Below are 22,975 nucleotides of genomic sequence, written 5' to 3' on the forward strand. Positions count from 1 at the left end.
CATAGTCAAAGTTGGAAACGGAGGATGAATATGGATTTTACAGAACGGGAACGACAAGTTTTAATAGATATTGAAAAATGGTCAGTCCAAATGCATCATGAACAAACAGATTTTGAAATGACCTATGACAAATGGCTTGAAAACTCGTTAAGTCTTATTCCAGAGAATATCCGGACCGAGTTCTTTTCAAAACTAGATAATTGGCTCTTTCATTTACATGCGATCCTTCAAGGCTCTCAATTTCAAGTAGACGCAAGAGAACGGTTAATCGGTTCGGCACGAATCTTTAACCAAGACATAGATGATATTTCGGATTTGAAAGAACTCACAATCGATGAGCTTACATACCTAGCTGAAAATCAAATCGCAAAGCATCGCCTTTATTCATTTGCCCACGGAGGCTTGTCAGGTACCGGAGGCTTATTGCTGCTTGGAACGGATATACCAGCGATTACAATCCTAAATCTTCGCATTGTCCAATTAATTGCGATGACATATGGATATGAAGTAAATACACCATATGAAATGATGACATCCTTAAAGGTATTTCATGCGGCGACATTGCCAAAACGGATGCGCTATCAAGGATGGGAAGCTCTTATTAGGGATGCGGATGGCAATAACCAAAACGAATATTTTTACAATGGATCAGAGGAGTTAACCGATGAAACTTGGCTTGAGTTGCCTTTAAAACATATTGTAAAAGCTATCACAATTTCAGTTTTACGTAAGCGAATGATTCAAGGGATTCCTCTTATTAGTATGGCAATTGGTGCTGGAATGAATTATCAACTAACAAGGCAGGTCAGTGACTTTGCCCATAATTATTACCGTTTTCGTTTCTTGAATGAAAAGGAGTCATAAGATATGAGTGTCCAAGAACATAAGCAAACAACACCAGCCTCTGTCACATGCAAAGTTATTACAATAAGTGACACTAGAACAAAAGAAACAGACAAAAGTGGCCAACTAATGATTACACTTCTTGAAGAATATGGCTTCAACGTTTTAGACTATAAAATTGTGAAGGATGAAGAAGTTCATATTGAAAAAGCTATACGTGAAGGCTGTGAACATGAAGAAATTGATGTTGTTTTAACAAATGGAGGCACTGGCATTGCAAAACGTGATGTTACCATTGAGACCGTTTCAAACTTGTTAGATAAAGAAATCGTTGGATTCGGGGAATTGTTTCGAATGCTTAGCTATACGGAGGATATTGGGTCAGCCGCTATTCTTTCAAGAGCCATAGCAGGCGTTAGTAACGATACGGCAATATTTTCAACACCCGGTTCTTCTGGAGCAGTAAAGTTGGCAATGAAAAAATTAATTTTACCTGAACTTGGTCATGTTGTTAGGGAAATAAAAAAGGATATTAAAAAAGTCTAATCTTTGAGATTAGACTTTTTCTATTGGTGTATTTTCTTAGATATACCTTGATTCATTCTGTACCAAATCCATAGATCATTGATGATGGAAGCACATTCTGAAATTTCGTTGTTTAGTTCACAGGAACGTACAAAATCAGGCTCATTACCGAGTTGTTCTTGTTTTTTATTAATAACGGTTTCAATTTCTGAAATTCGATCAGGGATATGCCCTCTGATTTTTTCCCATTGAAACAATATATATTGCTGGGCTTCCTCGGTATACTGCTCCCACTCCTTTTCTAAATAAGGAAGAAGAATTCCAAGTCGCTCATCAAAATGAAAGTAATCCCCCATCATTACCACTCCTAGTAAGTCTTGCTCCTATTCTACATCACTCGATTTCTATTATCTATGAAAAAAGTTTTTTTATTTTTCTTTTAGTTTGCTATTGAAAAATGTAGAAAGAGTTGCTAAAGTAATACATTATAAATGTATAAATATAAAAACATATGAATTATTATTCGAAAGGGAGATACAAATGAGCAAAAAGAAAGTGGTTTTAGCCTATTCAGGTGGTCTTGATACAAGTGTTGCTGTTAAATGGTTACAGGAGCAAGGGTATGATGTCGTTGCTTGTTGTTTAGATGTAGGTGAAGGAAAGGACTTAGGGTTTATTAAAGAAAAGGCAATCACAGTTGGTGCTGTATCTTCATACGTCATTGATGCGAAGGAAGAATTTGCAAATGAATTTGCGCTTGCCGCTCTACAGGCACATACACTTTACGAAGGGAAATATCCGTTAGTATCAGCATTATCTCGTCCGTTAATCGCAAAAAAGTTAGTTGAAGTGGCGCAAGAAGAAAATGCCGTTGCAGTTGCACATGGCTGTACTGGAAAAGGAAATGACCAGGTCCGATTTGAAGTTTCAATTAAGGCATTAAATCCAGATCTTGAAGTTTTAGCACCAGTTCGTGAATGGAGCTGGTCGCGTGAAGAGGAAATTGAATATGCAAAACAACATAATATTCCGATTCCAATTAACTTAGATAGCCCATTCTCAATTGACCAAAATCTATGGGGACGCAGTAATGAGTGTGGAATTTTAGAAGATCCATGGGCTGCTCCACCAGAAGAAGCATATGAATTAACAGCATCTCTTGAAGAATCACCAAATACACCTGATATTATTGAAATTGGTTTTGAACAAGGTGTACCAAAAACAATTAATGGTCAGCAATATCCATTATCCCAATTAATTCTTGAATTAAACCAAATTGCTGGAAAACACGGGGTGGGCCGTATCGACCATGTGGAAAACCGTCTTGTTGGGATTAAATCTCGTGAAGTATATGAGTGTCCTGGCGCGATGACTTTAATTACAGCACATAAGGAACTTGAAGACCTTACACTTGTAAAAGAAGTCGCACATTTCAAACCAGTTATCGAGCAAAAATTAACTGAATTAATTTACAATGGGCTCTGGTTCTCACCATTAAAGGATGCATTACTTGGTTTCTTAAAAGAAACACAGAAAAATGTCAATGGGACAGTTCGTGTAAAACTCTTTAAAGGGCATGCAATTGTTGAAGGACGTAAATCGGATAATTCATTATACGATGAAAAGCTTGCGACTTATACTTCAGATGATGAATTTGATCATAATGCTGCAGTTGGTTTCATTTCATTATGGGGCTTACCAACAAAGGTGAATAGTATCGTAAATAATAGCAAGAAGGTAGAAGTATGAAAAAGCTTTGGGGAGGAAGATTCACCAAAAGTGCTGAAGCGTGGGTAGATGAGTTCGGTGCATCTATCTCCTTTGATCAGGAACTGGTGAAGGAAGATATAGAAGGGAGCATTGCCCATGTTACCATGCTTGGTAAATGCGGAATACTTTCAACAGAAGAAACAGAGACAATTAAAACAGGGTTACTTACCTTATTAGAAAAAGCCAAAAATGGTGAGTTAGAATATTCTGTTGCAAATGAAGATATTCATTTAAATATCGAAAAAATGCTTATTGACGAGATTGGACAGGTCGGTGGTAAGCTTCATACCGGGCGAAGTAGAAATGACCAGGTTGCAACAGATATGCATTTATACTTACGACAACAAGTCAATGAAGTCATCGAGCTCGTTGAAGAACTACAGGGCGCAATCGTGGAACAAGCAGAACAACATGTTGAAACAATAGCGCCTGGATATACACATTTACAGAGGGCACAGCCTATTTCGTTTGCGCATCATTTATTGGCCTATTATTGGATGCTTGACCGCGATAAGGAGCGTTTAACGGACTCATTAAAAAGAATCAATATGTCTCCATTAGGAGCGGGAGCCTTAGCAGGTACTACTTTTCCTATCGACCGTTACTACAGTGCAGAGCTTTTAGGCTTTGAAAGGATTTATGAAAACAGTATAGATGCCGTAAGTGATCGAGATTTTATCGTCGAGTTTTTAAGCAATAGCTCAATGATTATGATGCATCTTTCGCGATTTTGCGAAGAGTTAATTCTCTGGTCGTCTCAGGAATTTAATTTTGTTGAGATGGATGATACTTTTGCAACAGGAAGCAGTATTATGCCACAAAAGAAAAACCCTGATATGGCAGAGTTGATTCGTGGGAAAACAGGTCGAGTTTATGGAAATCTCTTTGGCTTATTAACTGTCCTTAAAGGAACACCACTTGCATACAACAAAGATATGCAAGAGGACAAAGAAGGCATGTTTGATACTGTGAAGACGATAAAAGGATCCTTGAAGATTTTTGCTGGAATGGTGTCAACTATGAAGGTGAAAAAAGAAGTGATGGCAACCGCTGTTAATAAGGATTTCTCAAATGCGACTGAGCTTGCGGATTACTTAGCTTCAAAGGGACTACCGTTTAGAGAAGCTCATGAAGTGGTTGGAAAGCTAGTGCTAACTTGTATTGAACGCGGGGTCTTTTTAGGAGATTTACCTCTTGAAGTGTTCAAAGAATCATCTGCACTTTTTGAAGAAGACATTTATGAAGTATTATTACCTGCAACTGCTGTAGCTCGTCGTAAGAGTGCAGGAGGAACAGGGTTTGAGGAAGTACACAAGGTTTTACAGAAAATAAAACAAACAAAAAAATCGTGATTACTCACGATTTTTTTGTTAGATAATCAAATGCGCCTTGGCGTATTTGCGCCCGATTTTTTTGAGCTTGCTCGAAAAATTTCCTTTAAAAAATCGTGGCATCCGCCGGAGGCAATAATTTTATTCAGTTGGGGGGTGATGCCCAACTGAATAAAGTTAAAGATCTTTTTCTGTTCGTACAACCATAACATCACATTTTGCATAGCGTGTAATATTTTCAGAAACACTGCCTAAAAGGAACCGTTCGACAGCGTTAAGACCAGTCGCACCACAAATGATTAAATCAACTTGATGCTTTGGCGCAATATCCTTTGCAATTTTTATTTTAGGAGATCCGTATTCTAATATTGTATCTATATCTTCAATACCTGATTCTTCAGCCATTAGTTCATACCGCTTCAGCAATTCTTTCCCGAATTTTTCAGATTCCTCTGATAGGTTTAGCTGGTATGCACCAATTGTTGCAAATTGTTTTAAGTCAATCACATGAGTAATAATCAGTTCTGAATGATATCGCTTACAAACATCGATTGCTTGTTTAAAAGCCCATTCAGCTTCCTTAGAACCATCAACAGCAACAAGGACTTTTTTATAGGAAACTAGCATTTTAATGCCCCCTAAATATAGATATAGTCTATCTACTATTAGTATAGCACTGCATATTACTTAAAAAGGAAAATAAATTGTATAAAAAATGAACTTTTTCAAGGATTATTAGAAAGAAAAATACTATTGTGTAAGTGTTTTCATTATTGTTATAATAAGGTTTGTAATTTTAAGGAAAAAAGATAGTTGATTATAATTAGAGGAGTGTTTTTACATGCGTATTGGTGTACCTCGGGAGATTAAAAATAACGAAAACCGCGTTGCGATGACGCCGGCTGGTGTTGTGAGTCTTGTAAGCGCCGGCCATGAAGTTAATATAGAAACCAACGCTGGTGCTGGATCTGGTTTTACAGATCAACAATATGCCGATGCAGGGGCAATAATTGTGAATACACCAAGTGAAGCATGGCGGACGGAAATGGTCATGAAGGTAAAAGAACCTCTGCCAGAGGAGTATCAATATTTTCGTGAAGATTTACTCTTGTTTACGTATTTACACTTAGCTGCAGAGCCTGAATTGACAAAGGCTCTTGTTGAGAAAAAAGTCATTGGACTTGCATATGAAACGGTACAGTTACCAAACGGTTCCCTTCCATTGCTAACTCCAATGAGCGAGGTTGCGGGAAGGATGGCAACGCAAATCGGTGCCCAATTTTTGGAGAAGCCACATGGTGGTAAGGGTATTTTACTAGCGGGAGTACCGGGAGTTCATCGTGGTAAAGTGACGATCATCGGTGGAGGAGTTGCAGGAACAAATGCTGCTAAGATGGCAGTGGGTCTTGGAGCACAAGTGACGGTTATCGATTTAAATCCAGACCGTCTTCGCCAGCTTGATGATATTTTTGGTGCAGATGTAACAACACTTATGTCAAACCCACTTACTATTTCAGAAGCAGTGAAGGAATCAGACCTTGTAATTGGGGCAGTACTCATTCCAGGAGCAAAGGCTCCAAAACTTGTAACAGAAGAAATGATCATTTCAATGGCACCAGGTTCTGTAGTCGTAGATATTGCAATAGATCAAGGCGGGATTTTTGAAACAACTGACAAGATTACAACACATGATAATCCAACCTATATCAAACATGATGTAGTCCACTATGCGGTTGCGAATATGCCTGGCGCTGTACCTCGTACTTCAACCTTTGGATTAACAAATGTAACTGTTCCATATGCATTGATGATAGCAAACAAAGGCTTCAAGAAAGCATGTTTGGAAAATGATGCTTTGTTCAAAGGAATTAATACGCTTGATGGGTATGTAACGTATAAGGCGGTTGCAGAAGCACATGGAACTTCCTATTCAGATGCAAAAACACTTATAGAAAATAGATGAAATCACAAGGGTACCTTTTAGGTATCCTTTCTTTCGTTTTACCAGTAACTAATCATTGTCACCATTTTTTATGCATAAAAATAAGATAAAGAAGAGTCTGTAGTAAGTAATACGTCTACTAACGAGTAAAGGAGTGCACAAGTATGGGTTCATCCGTTTTTTATAATGGATCATTAGCACCCTATGTTCACCGACCAACGCCTTCCGAAACAAAAAATCCTAATCAATCAACCTATTATTCGAATTTTGTATCTGAACATATAAAGTTGCAGGAAAAATACAATGAATCCATTAAGGAATATATAAAAAGTAATGAAGTGCTAATCAAAAAATTAGCGGAGGAACAAAAGGGGTTTCAACATTCATTTTTTCATTATGAACAGAGACAAAGGGATAACGATGAAAAGCTTTCAAAGAAAATGAGGGAACAGAAAAATTTATTGGAGGTATTTGTTGGCTTTATGAAGAAACAGGAGAAATTGAATGAGACAGCAGCTAAGCAGCGTGTGGAACATAAAGACCAGCTTGAGATTTTAGGAAGAATTGTTCGAAATCAAGAAATCTTCAACGAAAAAGTTACGGAGAATATGAATCTCGTGAAGGAGCAATTTGACCAAATCATTGCTTCCTTAAAAAATCATGAGTTGAAAAATGATACGATTTCAAAACAATTCGAAGAAAAAGATGAAAAAGATCAGGAAATTGTAAATACCATCTCAGAACAAAAGGAATTATTTTTTAAGGTGTTAAATGGGTTACAGGATAATAAAGAACAATATAATATTTTATTTGATTATGTGCGTAATCAGGATAACTTTAACCATAAGCTGTTTGAATACCTTTGTTCAAAATTTGAGGAAGAAGAAAATGCAATCAATTAAAAAGGACCTCGAGGGGTCCTTTTTCATCTTTATTTCGAAATGAGTTCCTTTGGGAAATTAGTTAAGGTTTTAGCTCCATCAGTGGTAATAATCATATCATCCTCAATTCGGACGCCGCCGATTTCTGGAACATAAATTCCTGGTTCAATGGTAAATACCATTCCCTTTTGTAAAAGCATATCATTTGTTTCGTTCATGGATGGAAATTCATGAACATCAATTCCAAGCCCGTGACCAATTCGATGTGTGAAATATTCCCCATATCCAGCATTTGAAATAATGGATCGTGCAGCTACGTCGATATCTCCAACTCTTGTTCCAGGTTTACATGCATCAACAGATGCTAATTGAGCTTTTAATACGGTGTTATAAACCTCACGTTGTTGATCTGAAATCTCACCAAAAGCAACAGTTCTTGTAATGTCTGAACAATATCCATCGAGAATAACACCTAAATCAAATAAGACAAAATCACCTTTTTTGATTGTTTCAAGACCAGGTTTTCCATGTGGTGCTGCTGTTTTTAGTCCTGTTAATACCATCGTATCAAAAGACATTTGCCTGATTCCCTTTTTCTTTAATTCATATTCGATTGTCGCTAACACATCTAGTTCTGTTTTTCCTTCAGCGATTGCTTCAACCCCAACTTCTACTCCATAATCAGCTAGCTTTGCTGCTTCTTGAAGAATGGCTACCTCTTGTTCTTCTTTTATCATGCGTAACGTATGTAATTTTTCTTCAGCAGATACGAATGTGGTGGAAGGGAATAATTTTTGTATTTGCTCAAATCGCTCCACGGTTAAATGCTCTTTTTCAAGAGCTAAGGTGGATAAATCTAGATTTCGTTTTGAAAGTGAATGTTGGATCAGTTCCCATGGATTATCTGTATCACTAAATCCGATGATTTCATATTGCCAGCCTGCATTCCGTGCTTGAGCAAGCTCCATATTAGGACAAATTAAGATAGGCTCTTCATCTTGAAAAACGAATAAACCGAGAAGTCTTTCATGTGGATCTGTATAAAAATTTGTTAAGTAAAATACATTTGGAGTAGACGTAATGAAACTACACGCAATGTCCTTTTCCTTTAACCAACTAGAAAGCTGTTGTAATCGTTGATTCATATTTGACACATCCTTTTGAATAATAAAGAACACTGTTCAATTTTAGCACTTTGTTGGTTAAAGCGAAAGGTGAGAACATCATACTAAAAATAATTCAGGGTTTGATTTACTTAGGAAAAGGGTATAAAAAAGAGGGAAAGTACGCATGAAAAAAGAAGTAATATAATATGGTTTTTACATACAATTTTGGAAGGGGAGATCCATATGAAGGTGTCGTATCATGGCCATTCTGTCGTGAAAATTGAAACGGGTGGTAAGACTATCATAATTGACCCGTTTATTACTGGTAACCCGAATACAGATTTACGTGCTGCTGATGAAAAAGTCGATGTCATTTTACTCACACATGGGCATGGAGATCATGTTGGCGACACTGTAGACCTTGCAAAGCGTAACTCAAGCTTGGTGGTTGCACCAAATGAACTTGCTGTTTATTTAGGATGGCAGGGATTGAAGGTACATCCAATGCATATTGGCGGTGCGCACCAATTTGATTTTGGAAAGGTGAAGTTTACTCTAGCTTTTCACGGCTCAAGTATAGAAATTCCTGAGAAGAAGGAGTTTGTTTATACTGGTATGCCAGGTGGAATTTTATTTACGGCTGAAGGAAAGACCATCTATCATGCAGGGGACACTGCCTTATTTTATGACATGAAGTTAATCGGTGAGCTTAACGATATTGATGTTGCGTTCTTGCCTATTGGGGATAATTTTACGATGGGACCAGATGATGCTTTAATCGCAGCCGAATGGTTAAAAGCAAAAACAATCGTTCCAATTCACTATAATACATTCCCAGTTATTCAGCAGGATGCCGATGATTTTGTCTCAAGACTAACCTCTTCTGAAGGAAAAGTTTTATCTGCAGGGGAGTCAATTGAATTATAAACATACACTGACGCGAGGTTTCGCGTCTTTTTTTTAGGCTTGCCTCATAGAATAATACAAGCATGGGTAAAGGAGGAAATGGTATGCATAATAGATTATTGCTATGTTTATTGCTTTGTGGGGTTTTACTTTATTATGGGGTTCCACGATTAGCGATAGGAGCAGAAGGACTAGAAGGTATTTTTGCGATTTCGTGGCTCGTTTTTGCATTAATTGTAGTTAGTGGCAATCTAATTGGTTTATTGTATAATCCTAAAATTTCTCAAAAAGTGACAAACCCAAAAGGAGCGTCAGCAAAACGTCGACAAAAAATGAGGGATTACTAATATCGATCAGCTTATGCTGTTCGATGTTAGTAATTAGCCTCCGGCGGATGCCACGATTTTTCAAAGGAAGTTTTTCGAGGCAAGCTCGAAAAAAATCGGGCGCAAATACGCCGAGGCGTATTTGATTTCTTAATAAAATTGAATAAACCCCACTTCACCCGTATAATAAAGATAAGAAAATAACGGAAATAGATAAAAGAATGATTATTAGAGGGTGAAGAGCTTGGCGACAAAGCATGAGCAAATATTACAGTATATTGACACACTTCCGATTGGTGAGAAAATTTCGGTTCGACAAATTGCCAAGGATATGAAGGTGAGCGAGGGTACTGCCTACCGTGCAATCAAAGAGGCGGAAAATAAGGGATATGTTAGTACAATTGAACGTGTGGGAACGATTCGAATTGAACGAAAGAAGAAGGAAAATATTGAGAAACTGACCTTCGCAGAGGTAGTTAACATTGTCGATGGACAAGTGCTTGGGGGAAAAGCCGGCCTACATAAAACACTAAATAAATTCGTCATCGGTGCGATGAAGCTTGAGGCAATGATGCGTTATACGGGACCTGGAAACCTGTTGATTGTTGGTAACCGTACAAAAGCACATGAATATGCATTAAATGCAGGAGCTGCTGTATTGATTACAGGTGGATTTGACACGGATGAACAAGTAAAAAAACTTGCTGATGAGCTACAACTACCTATTATCTCGAGCAGCTATGATACTTTTACGGTTGCAACAATGATTAATCGCGCAATTTATGATCAACTCATTAAAAAGGAGATCGTATTAGTTGAGGATATATTAACTCCAGAAACCGAGACGGTAAGCCTTCACCTTTCTGATAAAGTGGAGAAATGGTATGAACACAATACGGAAACAGGACACGGACGTTATCCTGTGATTGATCGCCACTCAAAGGTAGTTGGTATGGTGACTGCAAAGGACATCATGGGACAGGACCCTAATACATCAATTGAAAAAGTGATGACAAAAAACCCAATGACGGTGAACGGAAAAACATCTGTTGCATCTGTATCCCATATGATGGTCTGGGAAGGAATTGAAATGCTACCGGTCGTTGATCAGTCAAATCGATTGCAAGGTATCATTAGCCGCCAGGATGTATTAAAAGCCCTTCAGATGATTGGGCGTCAACCACAGGTAGGAGAAACAATCGATGATATTGTCACAAATCAACTAATGGATATTTCTGCTGATGGAGAGTCTATTTATCAATGTGAAGTAACTCCACAAATGACAAATTACTTGGGAACCATTTCCTACGGTGTGTTTACAACAATTGTCACAGAGGCGGCCAATCGGGTACTTAAATCCTTTAAAAAAGGTGACCTTGTTATTGAAAATATGACGGTTTATTTTATGAAGCCTGTTCAAATTGATAGTATGATGGAAATTCATCCTAGAGTTTTAGAGGTTGGAAGACGATTCGGGAAAGTTGATGTTGAAGTTTTCAATGGTGGAGTCGTTGTTGGAAAGGCAATGATGATGGCACAATTAATTGAAAGATAAATAAGAAAAGCGCAAGCGCCTTGAGGTTGAACGTCTACTAATAACTGCCACGTCCTGTGGCAAACGTAGACGTCAGCACTTCCTGTGCAAGTCCGACAAGCACAAGCCGAGCGCTGACAGAAGGCGTTTTTTGCCTTCAGAAGCGATTGACTTGTGACCTCGAGGGGCTAGGCTGCTTTCGCTAGACAACGAAAACTAGTACGAAATTTTACTCTTTCTATCTTTAAATGGCAAAAAAAGAGACGCTAACGCGTCCTTTTTCTTTCTTACTGTTGCTCTGCTTCTTTTATAACTAATGGTTGATAATGCTTATAGGCACGGAATCCTGCCCATGTACTTCCCCCACCAACAATGATAAGGATCGTTCCAATTACATATGAGATCGTAGATGGATGAACAAAGAATGCATTTAAACCGAATAGACCAACAAATAGTCCGAGTGCCATACTAGACTTCGCAGAGAGCCATTGTTTTTCAACTGGGCGTCTTGTGCGAAAGTATTTTGTTTTATAATAAAAATAAAATACAAGTGCAAATATGATGAAAAAAACAAGTATTTTCATAAAAGGTTTCCTCCAAATCTAGATTGCTATTCCTATTGTAACTAGAACAAATCTAAATTGCTAGTGAATAGAATGTGGAAACTTCGTGAAGAAAAGAGAACAAAATGGCTATTCAATAAGGAGAACTGAAATGATTCAAGAGATTCTAAAAACAATAAAAGAATTTGAGACAATTATCATTCATCGCCATGTAAGGTCGGATCCAGATGCATATGGGTCTCAATGTGGGTTAGCAGAAATCTTGGCAACTTCCTATCCAACTAAAAATGTATTTGTTGTTGGCGAGGATGAACCTTCTTTACTTTTTCTAAAGGAAATGGATAGGGTTTCTGATGAAGTGTATGAAGAAGCATTAGTGATTGTTTGTGATACTGCAAATCAGGGGCGGATTTCGGATCAGCGCTATAATCAAGGCAAAAAACTAATTAAAATTGACCATCATCCAAATGAAGACCCATATGGAGACCTTTTATGGGTTGATACAAATGCAAGCTCCTGTAGTGAAATGATTTATGAGCTTTACCTCCAAGGAAAAAATCAAGGTTTTACACTCTCACAGGAGGCTGCGAAACTTCTATTTGCTGGTATGGTCGGAGACACCGGTCGATTTTTATTTCCAAACACAAATCCAAAGACATTTACATATGCTGGAGATTTAATTGAATATGGTTTTGATTTTCCGCTAGTTTACGAAAATTTGTATAAAGTAAAGGAAAATGTGGCTCGTCTAAGTGGGTATGTTTATCAGAATTTTAAGGTTACTGAAGATGGAGTGGGCTGGATGACAATTCCAAATGATATTCTGAAAAAATTCAATGTAACTTCTTCAGAAGCATCACAGCTTGTAAGTAACTTAGGAAATATCGAAAATCTTAAGACATGGGTATTTTTCGTAGAGGAAAAGGATCAAATTCGTGTCCGCTTACGCTCTAAAGGACCGGTAATTAACGAAGTTGCCAAAAAATATAATGGTGGTGGGCATCCCCTTGCATCAGGAGCTACCATCTATACATGGGATGAGGTAGAGCAGGTCATTGCTGATTTGCAGGAGGTTTGCAGAGTAAAAAAATAAAGCCGCTCCATTTGCATGCGACTTTTTTTTAGTTATCTACCTTCACGGGGATGAACCAAGAGCCTAAATCAGTTACTTCTTCTAGAACATTAAGGTTTAGTGCTTGTATTTCTTTCTTTAGCGCATTGATAACATCTGGGGATTCTGCGTAAGCGGAGTACCCATTTTTCAAATGTGTCATTTTTTCATTTAAGAGTTTTCTTCGGTTAATATACATATTTTCCCTCCTCGTACGTTTTAATTACATTTTATTTCATTTTTACTCAAAAATGCTACATGTTTTTTAAATTTTTAAAAAATTTAAATATATCTGTAACAAAATGTTCACTTTATAACAAGTAAAAGCCTCCTGATATGGAGGCTTCGATTATTTAACTAGTTCGATATTGAGTGTAATTTCGAGTGTTGTATCAAAAAAGACGGTGTGAATTTTGAGTCTATATTTTTTATCGTCCAGTTCATAAACACTATTTTCAATGGTCCTAAAAAGTAGCTGTTTATTTTGGGAGACTGTTTGAATATCCTGTCCAATTAAAGAGTTCAGGTCTTCAATTACAGCGGATTTCATGTGATGAAGATTGAGTGAACTAAGGTCAAAATTTTTTTTGTTCGCAAAATCTACCTTAAAGTCCTGAATTTTAAGTTTGTTTTTGTTTTCATCATTTAATTTTTGCATATCTTCAATAAGAATATCCTTACTTTTTTTTAGGTCTTTAATTTCGTCCTCCTGCTGTGTAATCTTTCGAATCTGATTATCCTGCAACACTCCAAACTGAAACAAAAAGACAAACCAACTTAATAAGGCGCCGATTACAATACCAGCGAAAAAACGTTGCCAACCGGGTTTTTGATGATAAGGTGGGACTCTCATTAGGTGATATGCTCCTGTGTGAACCATTCAATAATTCTCCACCCGAACTGAGCTCCTCCCATTGCTGAGACAATTAGAAGAAATTGCTTAAAGACATCTTTTGTTTGTCCAAGAAAAATTCCTTTTTCAAAGCTATAAAAGGTATCGAAAGTCCCACCAATTGCAGCAACAAGTGCCCAAATTTTCAACTTGCTCGCCACCGAATAGATTTCAGATAAAGGTGCTTGACCTGACATAAAGGCACCGAGCCCGCCGATTAACGATCCACCTAAAAGAACCCCGAGCGCAATAAAAAAGCTATGAATAAATGCAGGCATAAAAGCATCTTTTATTTCCATTTGGACACCCTCTTTTTGAAATTGATAATTTTTATAATGATTTAATACATGTATATGGACAAACCGTACAAACTATGAGTTTTGTTTTGCTTGTTTCATAAATAGGACTATAATTGAAGTATTCAATAGAACGATTAATGAAAGAGGTGGGATTTCATTGCCTTTTGTTCATCTACAGGTTCAAAGCGCCTACAGCCTTTTATCGAGTGCTGCTAAAATAGAAGTATTGGTTGAAAAAGCGAGCAACCTTGGGCTTAAAGCATTGGCGTTAACCGATGAAAATGTAATGTATGGTGCAATAGCTTTTTATAAAGAATGCAGGAAGCGTGGAATCAAGCCAATCATAGGAATGACTGCCTCCGTGTTGTCGGAGGAAGAGCATATTTCTTATCCTGTAGTATTACTTGCGAAAAACAACAAAGGATATCAAAATCTATTAAAAATTAGCAGTGCCATCCAGACGAAATCAAAAGAAGGAATCCCTAGAAGATGGTTATCCCAATATAGCGAGGGATTAATCGGTATTTCACCTGGTCTTAAAGGGGACATTGAGCAAAGTCTAAAGAATGGAAATTACGAGGAAGCCATCAAGCAGGCTATGTCTTATAAAAAAATCTTTGAACAAGATAGCTTTTATTTATCTGTACAGGACCATGGTTTGCGAGTAAATGTTGAAATGAACAAAAACCTTTACCTAATAAGTGAAGAACTAAAAATACCATTGGTTGCTACAAATAACGTTCAATACATAGAGCAAGCAGATTCATTTGCTCACGAATGCTTGTTATCAATTAAAAATGGGTCTAAGCTCTCAGATGAAGATCGACCCGTTCTACCAAGCAAGGAATATTATTTAAAATCTCCAACACAAATGAACGAGCTTTTTTCGGACACTCCAGAGGTTCTTGAAAATACAATACTCATCGCTGGACAGTGTCATGTCGAAATGGAATTTGGTAAGTTTGCATTACCTAAATACCCGGTTCCGACTCAAGAATCGGCGGAGGACTATTTATCGAGAATCTGTCTTAACGGACTGAAAGAAAGGTATCAAACTCCTTCTGATGAACAATTTGAAAGACTCGAATATGAGCTTCAAGTCATCAGAAAAATGAATTTCAGTGATTATTTTTTAATTGTTTGGGATTTTATGAAGTATGCTCATGAAAATGGTATTGTGACGGGACCGGGAAGAGGTTCAGCAGCCGGCTCATTAGTCGCATATGTTCTTTATATTACGGATGTAGATCCACTGGAACATCAGTTATTATTTGAACGATTCTTAAACCCTGAAAGAATATCCATGCCAGATATTGATATTGACTTTCCTGATAATCGAAGAGATGAAATGATTGAATATGTATCTAAAAAATACGGAAGCCTTCATGTTGCACAAATCATTACTTTTGGAACCTTAGCTGCAAGAGCTGCACTTCGGGATGTTGGTAGAGTGATGGGGATTTCTCCTAAGGAAGCAGATTTTCTTGCCAAACAAGTTCCTAGTAAGCTTGGAATTACTCTGCAACAAGCCTACGAAGAATCACAAGGGTTACGGGAATATATTCAAAATATCGAAATCGGACGCAAAATCTTTGAAACAGCAAAAAAAATAGAAGGTTTGCCAAGACATACTTCTACCCATGCAGCAGGGGTTGTCATAAGTGAACAACCATTAACTGATTTAATTGCGATTCAAGAAGGACATAATGACGTTTATTTGACACAATTCCCGATGGATATACTCGAGGAAATAGGCCTTTTAAAAATGGATTTTCTTGGACTTCGAAATTTGACACTAATCGATAATATCGGGTCAATGATTAAGCGGGGAACTGGAAAGAGTATTGACCTATCGACAATTCCATTAGATGATCCAAAAACATTTGCCTTGTTAAGTAAGGGAGATACAACGGGAGTTTTCCAGCTAGAGTCAAGTGGGATGAGGAGTGTTTTAGTAAGACTACAGCCGAGTGCCCTAGAAGACATCGTGGCTGTTAATGCTTTGTACAGACCCGGTCCAATGGAAAATATCCCATTGTATATTGCACGTAAACATGGGAAAGAAGCGGTCGAATACCCGCATTCCGACTTAAAACCGATTTTACAAATGACATATGGCGTCATTGTGTATCAGGAACAAATTATGCAAATTGCCTCAAAAATGGCTGGATTTAGTCTAGGAGAGGCAGACCTTTTAAGGAGAGCCGTAAGTAAAAAGAAGAAAGAGGTTCTTGATAAGGAGCGGGAGCATTTTATTCAAGGTAGTTTGAAGAAAGGCTATACGGAAAAAACAGCAAATGAGATTTACGATTTAATTGTTAGATTTGCTAATTATGGTTTTAACCGTAGCCATGCTGTTGCCTACAGTATGATTGCTTATCAGCTTGCCTATTTAAAAGCAAACTATCCGCTTTATTTTATGGCTGCATTACTTACGAGTGTCATCGGAAACGATGACAAGTTAGGACAATATATTCGTGAATCAAAACAAAAAGGGATTACCATTTTGCCCCCTTCAATAAATAAAAGCTATTATCCATTTATTGTTGAGAAGAAGGCGATTCGATTTAGTTTAGCGGGAATCAAAAGCGTAGGCGTTGCCGCGTTAAAAGAAATGATTGAAACCCGGAAGGCTAAGCCATTTTCGGATCTGTTTGATTTCTGTGTGAGAACCTCGATGAGAAGCATTAACCGACGTACGATAGAATCGTTAATTTGTTCTGGCGCCTTTGATGAATTTGGTGAACATCGAGCAACTCTGTTAGCTACTTTAGATGTGGCAATCGAACATGCAGAACTCGTTCGACCCAAAGATGATGAAAATCAGTTTGAGATGTCCTTTGAAGATGATTTTGGACTTAAACCAAAATATGTTGAGGTTGAACCTTTTAAGGAAATGGAAAAATTACGCTTTGAAAAAGAAGCACTTGGTTTTTATTTATCCAGTCATCCTATTTCAGCCTATTCGGCTTATTTAAAGAAAAACGGAGCAATCGCAATTTCGGATGCTTCCCATTATCTACACCAAAATGTTGTGATAGGTGGATTCATCACAAAAGAGAGAACCATACGCACAAAAAAAGGTGAAGTAATGGCCTTTTTGACAATTAGTGATGATACAGGTGAATTAGAAGGCGTTGCCTTTCCAAGAACGTATACTCAGTCGGCAAAGCTATTAAAAAATGAGGCGTTATTATTACTAAAAGGCAAAATTGAAAATCGGAATAATCAATTACAGCTGATTATAAATCAATTACAGGAATTACCTGATCAAGTAGATTTATCAGAAGAAGAGAAGAAACTGTTTATAAGGATGGAAAAAAGGCACCAAGAAGATCAAGCTTTTATCAATTTAAAAGAATTGTTAAAAGAATATCCTGGAGAAATTCCAGTTGTGTTATATTACCAGGAATCTCAAAAAATAATTCAGCTTCAACAAGAACTTTGGATTAGTCCTAATCCCAAATTATTAACCGAAATTAAGAAATTAATGGGTCCAAAAAATGTGGTGTTCCAATAACAAACTCTTTACAGGAATAGCATATATGTTATATTGTAATAGAAAAGCGAAGTGGTCATACCACTATTCATTCGTGTAAAAGGAAATTCTATTTTACTAGTTTTCATGGAAAAGGTTGGACAAGTTTTAACCATTGCTTTTATGACTCTAACTGGTGCCAAAATGTAAGGTTACCAAGTTTTCTTTATAACAAGGAGTGAAAAAAAAGAAATGACTCTAAGAGAAGAAGCTCTACATATTCATCAAATCCATAAGGGAAAGCTTGAATCAAAATCAAAAATTCCAGTAAGAAATGCAAAGGATTTAAGTTTAGCATACTCACCTGGTGTAGCTGAACCATGTAAAGTTATTTACGATGACAAGTCCAAAGTGTATGAATACACAATGAAGGGGAATATGGTAGCAGTTGTTTCTGATGGGACAGCAGTCCTTGGTTTAGGAAACATTGGTCCAGAAGCCGCTCTTCCAGTAATGGAAGGAAAGGCCGTATTGTTTAAGAGCTTTGCAGGTGTAGATGCATTCCCAATTTGTTTGAATACAACAGATGTTGACAAGATTGTGGAAACTGTAAAATTATTAGAGCCAACTTTTGGTGGAGTCAACTTAGAGGATATCGCTGCTCCAAATTGCTTTGTCATTGAGGAGCGTCTTAAAAAAGAAGCCAATATTCCAGTTTTTCATGATGATCAACACGGTACTGCGATTGTTACAGTAGCAGGACTAGTGAATGCGTTGAAGCTTGTTGGTAAGAAAATGTCAGAAATAAAAGTGGTTGCAAACGGAGCAGGTGCTGCAGGTATTGCTATTATTAAGCTTTTATACCGCTATGGCGTTCGTGACATTATTATGTGTGACTCAAGAGGCGCGATTTATGAGGGACGTACATTTGGTATGAATGATGTAAAAGCAGAAGTAGCAAAATATACAAATCGTAATCGAATCGAAGGCTCTCTTGCAGATGCCCTCCAAGATGCGGATGTCTTTATAGGAGTGTCTGTTGAAGGTGCTCTCACAGCAGACATGGTTAAAACGATGAATCAGGACGCCATTATATTTGCTATGGCTAATCCTAATCCTGAAATTATGCCCGATGTAGCGTTAGAAGCAGGTGCTAAGGTTGTCGGAACAGGAAGATCTGATTTTCCAAACCAAGTAAATAATGTACTTGCATTCCCAGGGATTTTTAGAGGGGCTTTAGATGCTAGAGCAACTCATATAAATGAACAAATGAAAATTGCGGCTGTTGAAGCAATTGCATCCTTGATATCTTCCGAGGAACTTCGACCTGAGTATGTCATCCCAGCACCATTTGACCCACGTGTTGCTCCTGCAGTTGCAGCAGGTGTGGCAAAAGCAGCAATGGAAACAGGGGTAGCTAGAATTACTGTTAATCCAGAAGAAGTTGCGGAGAAGACAAGACGTATGGCCATTATTGAATAATTGATCGGGTGTGGTAAAGTGACAACCCATAATTCTAAGGTTTACATTGAAATTGTGAAACAAATTAGGTCCATCATTCAAGATGATGGACTTTCCACTGGGGATAAAATCCCTTCTGAACGAGAGCTTTCTGACCGTCTTAATGTGGGGCGTTCCTCTGTAAGAGAAGCATTAAGGTCGCTTGAGTTATTAGGTCTAATTGAGACAAGAAGGGGTGAAGGTACCTTTTTAAAGGATTTCGGGGATCACCAGTTGATTCATTTACTAGGTACCTTTATTATCCAAGGAGATAAAACAAAAGACGATCTCCTCGAAACAAAACATACTCTCGAAAAATCCTGTATTGAATTAGCGTTTCATCAAATAAACGATCAAATGATTACTGAATTAAAAAAGAGCATATGGGAGGCTGACGATCCTGAGGAATACCTATTTAAAACAATTGCCGAAGCAACAGGTAATCGACTTTTACTCCGAATTTGGGTCGTGATTAATGAATATGTGAAGTTTATATATGAGGAACAGACACATGTAATAAACAAAGAAGGTTTTGATGAGTTAATTGACGCACTTTGTAAAAGAGATGTGGAAAAAGCTTTATCTGCCTACGAAAAAATCACTTTGTAGAAATTTGTCGCGTTCTTAATGACATATTCCTACAAAAAATAAAGAAGACATTCAGTAAAGTATAAGTACATGCTTTTTTGGCAACGAAGGAAGATAGAGATTTTCCTTTTTTTCGTTACTCAACTATTTGTCTTAAAATCATGATTATGAAAGTGATAAATTTCAACGAAAAAGCCATTTCCATTGAAATGTGTGAGGAGGTTTATTTTGTTAAAAGACTTTTTTGTAAAGAAGAAAAAATATGCTTCAATCCCTTCAGAGCAGGCAAGACAAGATGTTCCAGAAGGAATTATGAGCAAATGTCCAAACTGTAAAAAAATCATGTATACAAAGGAATTAATGAAAAACGATAAGGTTTGTATGAACTGTGGCTATCATTATCAAATGACTGCCTATGAAAGAGTCGAGAGCTTACTTGATGAAGATTCTTTCGTTGAGTTCGATCATGATATGGTGTCTGAAAATCCGCTTGGATTCCCGGATTATTTAGAAAAGCTAAAGAAGGACCAGGTTAAAACAGGTATTAATGAAGCTGTTGTTACTGGTGAAGGTACAATTGATGGTAATCGGGTTATTCTAGCAATCATGGATTCGAACTTCCGAATGGGAAGTATGGGTTCTGTTGTTGGTGAAAAGATTACAAGAGCAATTGAAAAGGCAATGGAGGAAAAAGTTCCATTTCTGATTTTCACAGCTTCAGGTGGAGCAAGAATGCAAGAAGGCGTACTTAGTTTGATGCAAATGGCGAAGACGAGTTCAGCTTTAAAGCTCTTTAGTGATCAAGGTGGACTGATTGTTTCGATTATGACTCATCCAACGACAGGTGGTGTCTCTGCAAGCTTTGCTTCCCTAGGAGATTTTAACTTTGCAGAACCTGGTGCATTAATTGGTTTCGCTGGAAGAAGGATTATTGAGCAAACTATCCGTGAAGAGCTTCCAGAAGATTTTCAAACAGCTGAGTTTTTATTAAAACATGGTCAATTGGATGCTGTTATCCACCGTCATGATTTAAAAAATACACTGGCAAATATTGTAGACATTCATATGAATGGGGGTGCGGTAAATTGGTAGGCGAACTAGAATTTGAGAAACCAGTTGTCGAATTGAAAAAGAAGATTGCTGAGTTAAAAGAGTTTACAAGTGACTCGAATGTTGATCTTTCAGATGAAATTTCAAAACTTGAATCAAGACTTCAAAAACTTGAGAAGGACATCTATAGTCATTTAAAACCGTGGGATCGTGTCCAAATTGCTCGTCATCCTGAGAGACCTACAACCCTTGATTATATTGAGCGTATTTTTACAAACTTTTTCGAGTGTCACGGTGATCGCTTTTACGGCGACGATGCTGCCATTGTTGCTGGGATTGCCAAATACCATGATTTACCAGTAACCGTCATTGGTCACCAACGTGGTAAGGATACGAAAGAAAATATTAAAAGAAACTTTGGTATGCCACATCCTGAAGGATATCGGAAAGCACTTCGTTTAATGAAACAGGCCGAGAAATTTCGACGACCAATTATTTGCTTCATTGATACGAAGGGGGCATATCCTGGTAAAGCGGCAGAAGAACGTGGACAAAGTGAGGCTATAGCAAAAAACCTATTTGAAATGGCAAGCTTAACTGTTCCCGTTATTTGTATCGTTATTGGAGAAGGCGGAAGTGGTGGAGCTCTTGCTTTAGGTGTTGGAAATCACATTCATATGCTTGAAAACTCAACATATTCTGTTATTTCTCCTGAAGGTGCAGCTGCGTTACTATGGAAAGATGCTGGACTTGCAAAAAAAGCCGCGGAGTCTATGAAAATTACTGCACCAGACTTAAAAGAACTTGGAATTGTAGATGAAATCATTCCTGAAATTAGAGGTGGAGCTCATAAAGATGTTGCAGAGCAAGCCGCTTCTATTGATGCAGTTCTCTTAAAATCATTAAAAGAATTACGCAAATTAAACAATGATGAGTTAATTCAGCAACGCTATCAGAAATATAAAAAGATAGGCCAATTTAAAATAGCTGAAGAAGACTTTATCGGAGTTCAGTAAAAAGTTGACGTGCGTCTAACACAAAGTGTAGAGCACGTTTTACTTTGTTTAATTTTCAAAAAATGGATATGATTTTTTTGTAAGCACAATTTACGAATTTCCCCCCGCGTAAAATTCCTAATATTTTTTGACTTTTAAGCACGTTTTCACACTTTTTTCTTTATTTAATACGTTTTCATAACTTGTTTTACTTATATATTAGTGTTATTTTATACATATTGCGAAAGAATAGTAAAAGCAAATCGAAACTAGTTCACGATTATTTTTTACATAGAGGTGGAAAAATGAAAAGAATAGGTGTTTTAACAAGTGGTGGGGATTCACCTGGTATGAACGCTGCGATTCGTGCTGTTGTTCGTAAAGCAATCTATCACGATGTTGAAGTATATGGAATTTATCAGGGATATGCAGGGCTTATAAGTGGACAGATTAAAAAATTAGAAATAGGCGATGTCGGTGATATCATTCATCGTGGTGGTACAATGCTTTATACAGCACGATGTTTGGAATTCAAGACAGAAGAAGGTCGTAAACAAGGTATTGAACAACTCAACAAATTAGGGATTGAAGGCTTGGTTGTAATAGGCGGTGACGGTTCATACCGTGGTGCCCAAAAATTAACGGAACTTGGTTTTCCATGTGTGGGTGTTCCAGGTACAATTGACAATGACATCCCTGGTACTGATTTTACAATCGGTTTTGACACAGCACTAAATACAGTAATTGATGCAATTGATAAAATTAGGGATACAGCAACTTCTCATGAACGTACATATGTAATTGAAGTAATGGGTAGACATGCTGGGGATCTTGCACTTTGGGCAGGATTAGCTGGCGGAGCTGAAACAATTTTAATTCCAGAAGCCGAACATGACATGAATGAAGTTGTTGCCAAGCTTAACCGTGGTCATGAACGTGGAAAGAAGCACAGTATTATTGTCGTAGCTGAAGGTGTCGGTAGTGGTGTAGAAATCGGGAAGAAAATCCAAGAAGCAACAAATTTTGAAACAAGAGTAAGTGTGCTTGGACATATTCAACGAGGTGGTTCACCAACCGCAACAGACCGTGTTTTAGCTAGCCGTCTTGGAGCAAGAGCTGTTGAACTTTTGCTTGATGGAAAAGGTGGAAGAGCGGTCGGAATTCAGCAAAACCAATTAGTAGACCATGATATAATGGAAATTTTAGATCGTAAACATACAGTTGACGAAAAAATGTATAACCTAGCCCAAGAACTATCAATTTAATAAAGACTTCGGTATAATTCACTGTGGAAGTTTTGGTAGTCGCTTTGAAAAAAAGCGATTATAGAGGAGG

23 protein-coding genes are annotated in these 22,975 nt (G+C 37.5%); 16 read left to right on the forward strand and 7 right to left on the reverse strand.

Going from position 1 to position 22,975, the window contains the following annotated elements:
• Positions 1-30: 30 nt before the first annotated feature.
• On the forward strand, positions 31-864 hold the full coding sequence (locus ABC371_RS12395) for an EcsC family protein (RefSeq protein WP_412897075.1): 834 nt from the start codon (positions 31-33) through the stop codon (positions 862-864).
• Between the two features lie 3 nt (positions 865-867).
• Positions 868-1,389 (forward strand): MogA/MoaB family molybdenum cofactor biosynthesis protein, encoded by a 522-nt coding sequence (locus ABC371_RS12400; RefSeq protein ID WP_412897076.1) that lies wholly within the window; start codon positions 868-870, stop codon positions 1,387-1,389.
• A gap of 20 nt (positions 1,390-1,409) precedes the next feature.
• On the opposite strand, the gene ABC371_RS12405 is transcribed toward ABC371_RS12400, so the two are convergent.
• Entirely contained in the window at positions 1,410-1,724 is a 315-nt protein-coding gene (locus ABC371_RS12405; protein WP_412899340.1) for a hypothetical protein, read from the reverse strand.
• A gap of 184 nt (positions 1,725-1,908) precedes the next feature.
• Between ABC371_RS12405 and ABC371_RS12410 the strand changes: the two genes are divergently transcribed.
• Both ABC371_RS12410 and argH read left to right on the forward strand, forming a co-directional pair.
• Positions 1,909-3,117 (forward strand): argininosuccinate synthase, encoded by a 1,209-nt coding sequence (locus ABC371_RS12410; protein ID WP_412897077.1) that lies wholly within the window; start codon positions 1,909-1,911, stop codon positions 3,115-3,117.
• On the forward strand, positions 3,114-4,490 hold the full coding sequence (gene argH / locus ABC371_RS12415; RefSeq protein ID WP_412897078.1) for an argininosuccinate lyase: 1,377 nt from the start codon (positions 3,114-3,116) through the stop codon (positions 4,488-4,490). Before ABC371_RS12410 ends, argH begins: the two co-directional genes overlap by 4 nt.
• A gap of 156 nt (positions 4,491-4,646) precedes the next feature.
• Here the strand turns inward: argH and ABC371_RS12420 are convergent, their stop codons facing one another.
• A complete protein-coding gene (locus tag ABC371_RS12420) occupies positions 4,647-5,096 on the reverse strand; it encodes a universal stress protein (RefSeq protein WP_412897079.1) in 450 nt (149 codons plus the stop codon).
• A 214-nt stretch (positions 5,097-5,310) separates the two neighbouring features.
• On the opposite strand from ABC371_RS12420, the gene ald reads away from it, so the two are divergent.
• Both ald and ABC371_RS12430 read left to right on the forward strand, forming a co-directional pair.
• Positions 5,311-6,432, forward strand: a complete 1,122-nt coding sequence (ald, locus tag ABC371_RS12425; RefSeq protein ID WP_412897080.1) for an alanine dehydrogenase — start codon at positions 5,311-5,313, stop codon at positions 6,430-6,432.
• 143 nt (positions 6,433-6,575) lie between these two features.
• Complete coding sequence (locus ABC371_RS12430) at positions 6,576-7,313, forward strand: hypothetical protein (RefSeq protein WP_412897081.1); 738 nt, start codon at positions 6,576-6,578, stop codon at positions 7,311-7,313.
• Between the two features lie 29 nt (positions 7,314-7,342).
• On the opposite strand, the gene ABC371_RS12435 is transcribed toward ABC371_RS12430, so the two are convergent.
• Positions 7,343-8,437, reverse strand: a complete 1,095-nt coding sequence (locus tag ABC371_RS12435) for a M24 family metallopeptidase (protein ID WP_412897082.1) — start codon at positions 8,435-8,437, stop codon at positions 7,343-7,345.
• 204 nt (positions 8,438-8,641) lie between these two features.
• Between ABC371_RS12435 and ABC371_RS12440 the strand changes: the two genes are divergently transcribed.
• The 3 genes from ABC371_RS12440 to ABC371_RS12450 all read left to right on the forward strand — a co-directional run bounded on the left by ABC371_RS12440 (position 8,642) and on the right by ABC371_RS12450 (position 11,185).
• A complete protein-coding gene (locus tag ABC371_RS12440) occupies positions 8,642-9,325 on the forward strand; it encodes a metal-dependent hydrolase (protein WP_412897083.1) in 684 nt (227 codons plus the stop codon).
• Positions 9,326-9,408: 83 nt separating this feature from the next.
• Positions 9,409-9,651 carry a hypothetical protein gene (locus tag ABC371_RS12445; RefSeq protein WP_412897084.1) on the forward strand — a complete coding sequence of 81 codons (243 nt, stop codon included), beginning with the start codon at positions 9,409-9,411 and terminating at the stop codon, positions 9,649-9,651.
• Between the two features lie 223 nt (positions 9,652-9,874).
• A complete protein-coding gene (locus ABC371_RS12450; RefSeq protein ID WP_412897085.1) occupies positions 9,875-11,185 on the forward strand; it encodes a DRTGG domain-containing protein in 1,311 nt (436 codons plus the stop codon).
• Between the two features lie 266 nt (positions 11,186-11,451).
• Here the strand turns inward: ABC371_RS12450 and ABC371_RS12455 are convergent, their stop codons facing one another.
• Positions 11,452-11,748: a YtpI family protein gene (locus ABC371_RS12455; RefSeq protein ID WP_412897086.1), complete on the reverse strand. Its 297-nt coding sequence runs from the start codon at positions 11,746-11,748 to the stop codon at positions 11,452-11,454.
• A gap of 130 nt (positions 11,749-11,878) precedes the next feature.
• On the opposite strand from ABC371_RS12455, the gene ABC371_RS12460 reads away from it, so the two are divergent.
• On the forward strand, positions 11,879-12,820 hold the full coding sequence (locus ABC371_RS12460) for a DHH family phosphoesterase (protein ID WP_412897087.1): 942 nt from the start codon (positions 11,879-11,881) through the stop codon (positions 12,818-12,820).
• 28 nt (positions 12,821-12,848) lie between these two features.
• Here the strand turns inward: ABC371_RS12460 and ABC371_RS12465 are convergent, their stop codons facing one another.
• The 3 genes from ABC371_RS12465 to ytrH all read right to left on the reverse strand — a co-directional run bounded on the left by ABC371_RS12465 (position 12,849) and on the right by ytrH (position 14,029).
• Positions 12,849-13,037 (reverse strand): YtzJ family protein, encoded by a 189-nt coding sequence (locus tag ABC371_RS12465; protein WP_136378098.1) that lies wholly within the window; start codon positions 13,035-13,037, stop codon positions 12,849-12,851.
• A 150-nt stretch (positions 13,038-13,187) separates the two neighbouring features.
• Positions 13,188-13,718, reverse strand: coding sequence for a sporulation membrane protein YtrI (ytrI, locus tag ABC371_RS12470; protein ID WP_412897088.1), 531 nt, complete (start codon positions 13,716-13,718; stop codon positions 13,188-13,190).
• Positions 13,691-14,029, reverse strand: a complete 339-nt coding sequence (gene ytrH, locus ABC371_RS12475) for a sporulation membrane protein YtrH (protein WP_116351746.1) — start codon at positions 14,027-14,029, stop codon at positions 13,691-13,693. The genes ytrI and ytrH overlap by 28 nt, the downstream gene beginning before the upstream one ends.
• Before the next feature lie 157 nt (positions 14,030-14,186).
• On the opposite strand from ytrH, the gene dnaE reads away from it, so the two are divergent.
• The 6 genes from dnaE to pfkA all read left to right on the forward strand — a co-directional run bounded on the left by dnaE (position 14,187) and on the right by pfkA (position 22,905).
• Entirely contained in the window at positions 14,187-17,549 is a 3,363-nt protein-coding gene (gene dnaE / locus ABC371_RS12480) for a DNA polymerase III subunit alpha (protein ID WP_412897089.1), read from the forward strand.
• A 210-nt stretch (positions 17,550-17,759) separates the two neighbouring features.
• Entirely contained in the window at positions 17,760-18,989 is a 1,230-nt protein-coding gene (ystJ, locus tag ABC371_RS12485) for an NADP-dependent malic enzyme (protein WP_412897090.1), read from the forward strand.
• Positions 18,990-19,007: 18 nt separating this feature from the next.
• The gene (locus ABC371_RS12490; protein ID WP_412897091.1) at positions 19,008-19,616 is read left to right on the forward strand and encodes a FadR/GntR family transcriptional regulator; all 609 of its coding nucleotides are present in this window, start codon (positions 19,008-19,010) and stop codon (positions 19,614-19,616) included.
• Positions 19,617-19,823: 207 nt separating this feature from the next.
• Positions 19,824-20,687, forward strand: a complete 864-nt coding sequence (accD, locus tag ABC371_RS12495; protein ID WP_412897092.1) for an acetyl-CoA carboxylase, carboxyltransferase subunit beta — start codon at positions 19,824-19,826, stop codon at positions 20,685-20,687.
• Positions 20,681-21,661, forward strand: coding sequence for an acetyl-CoA carboxylase carboxyl transferase subunit alpha (gene accA / locus ABC371_RS12500; RefSeq protein ID WP_412897093.1), 981 nt, complete (start codon positions 20,681-20,683; stop codon positions 21,659-21,661). The genes accD and accA overlap by 7 nt, the downstream gene beginning before the upstream one ends.
• A 284-nt stretch (positions 21,662-21,945) precedes the next feature.
• Positions 21,946-22,905 (forward strand): 6-phosphofructokinase, encoded by a 960-nt coding sequence (gene pfkA, locus ABC371_RS12505; protein ID WP_412897094.1) that lies wholly within the window; start codon positions 21,946-21,948, stop codon positions 22,903-22,905.
• The last annotated feature ends 70 nt before the right edge of the window (positions 22,906-22,975 follow it).

The sequence above is a fragment of the Bacillus jepli genome (assembly GCF_047238305.1).
Taxonomy (GTDB): Bacteria; Bacillota; Bacilli; order Bacillales; family Bacillaceae_L; genus Ferdinandcohnia.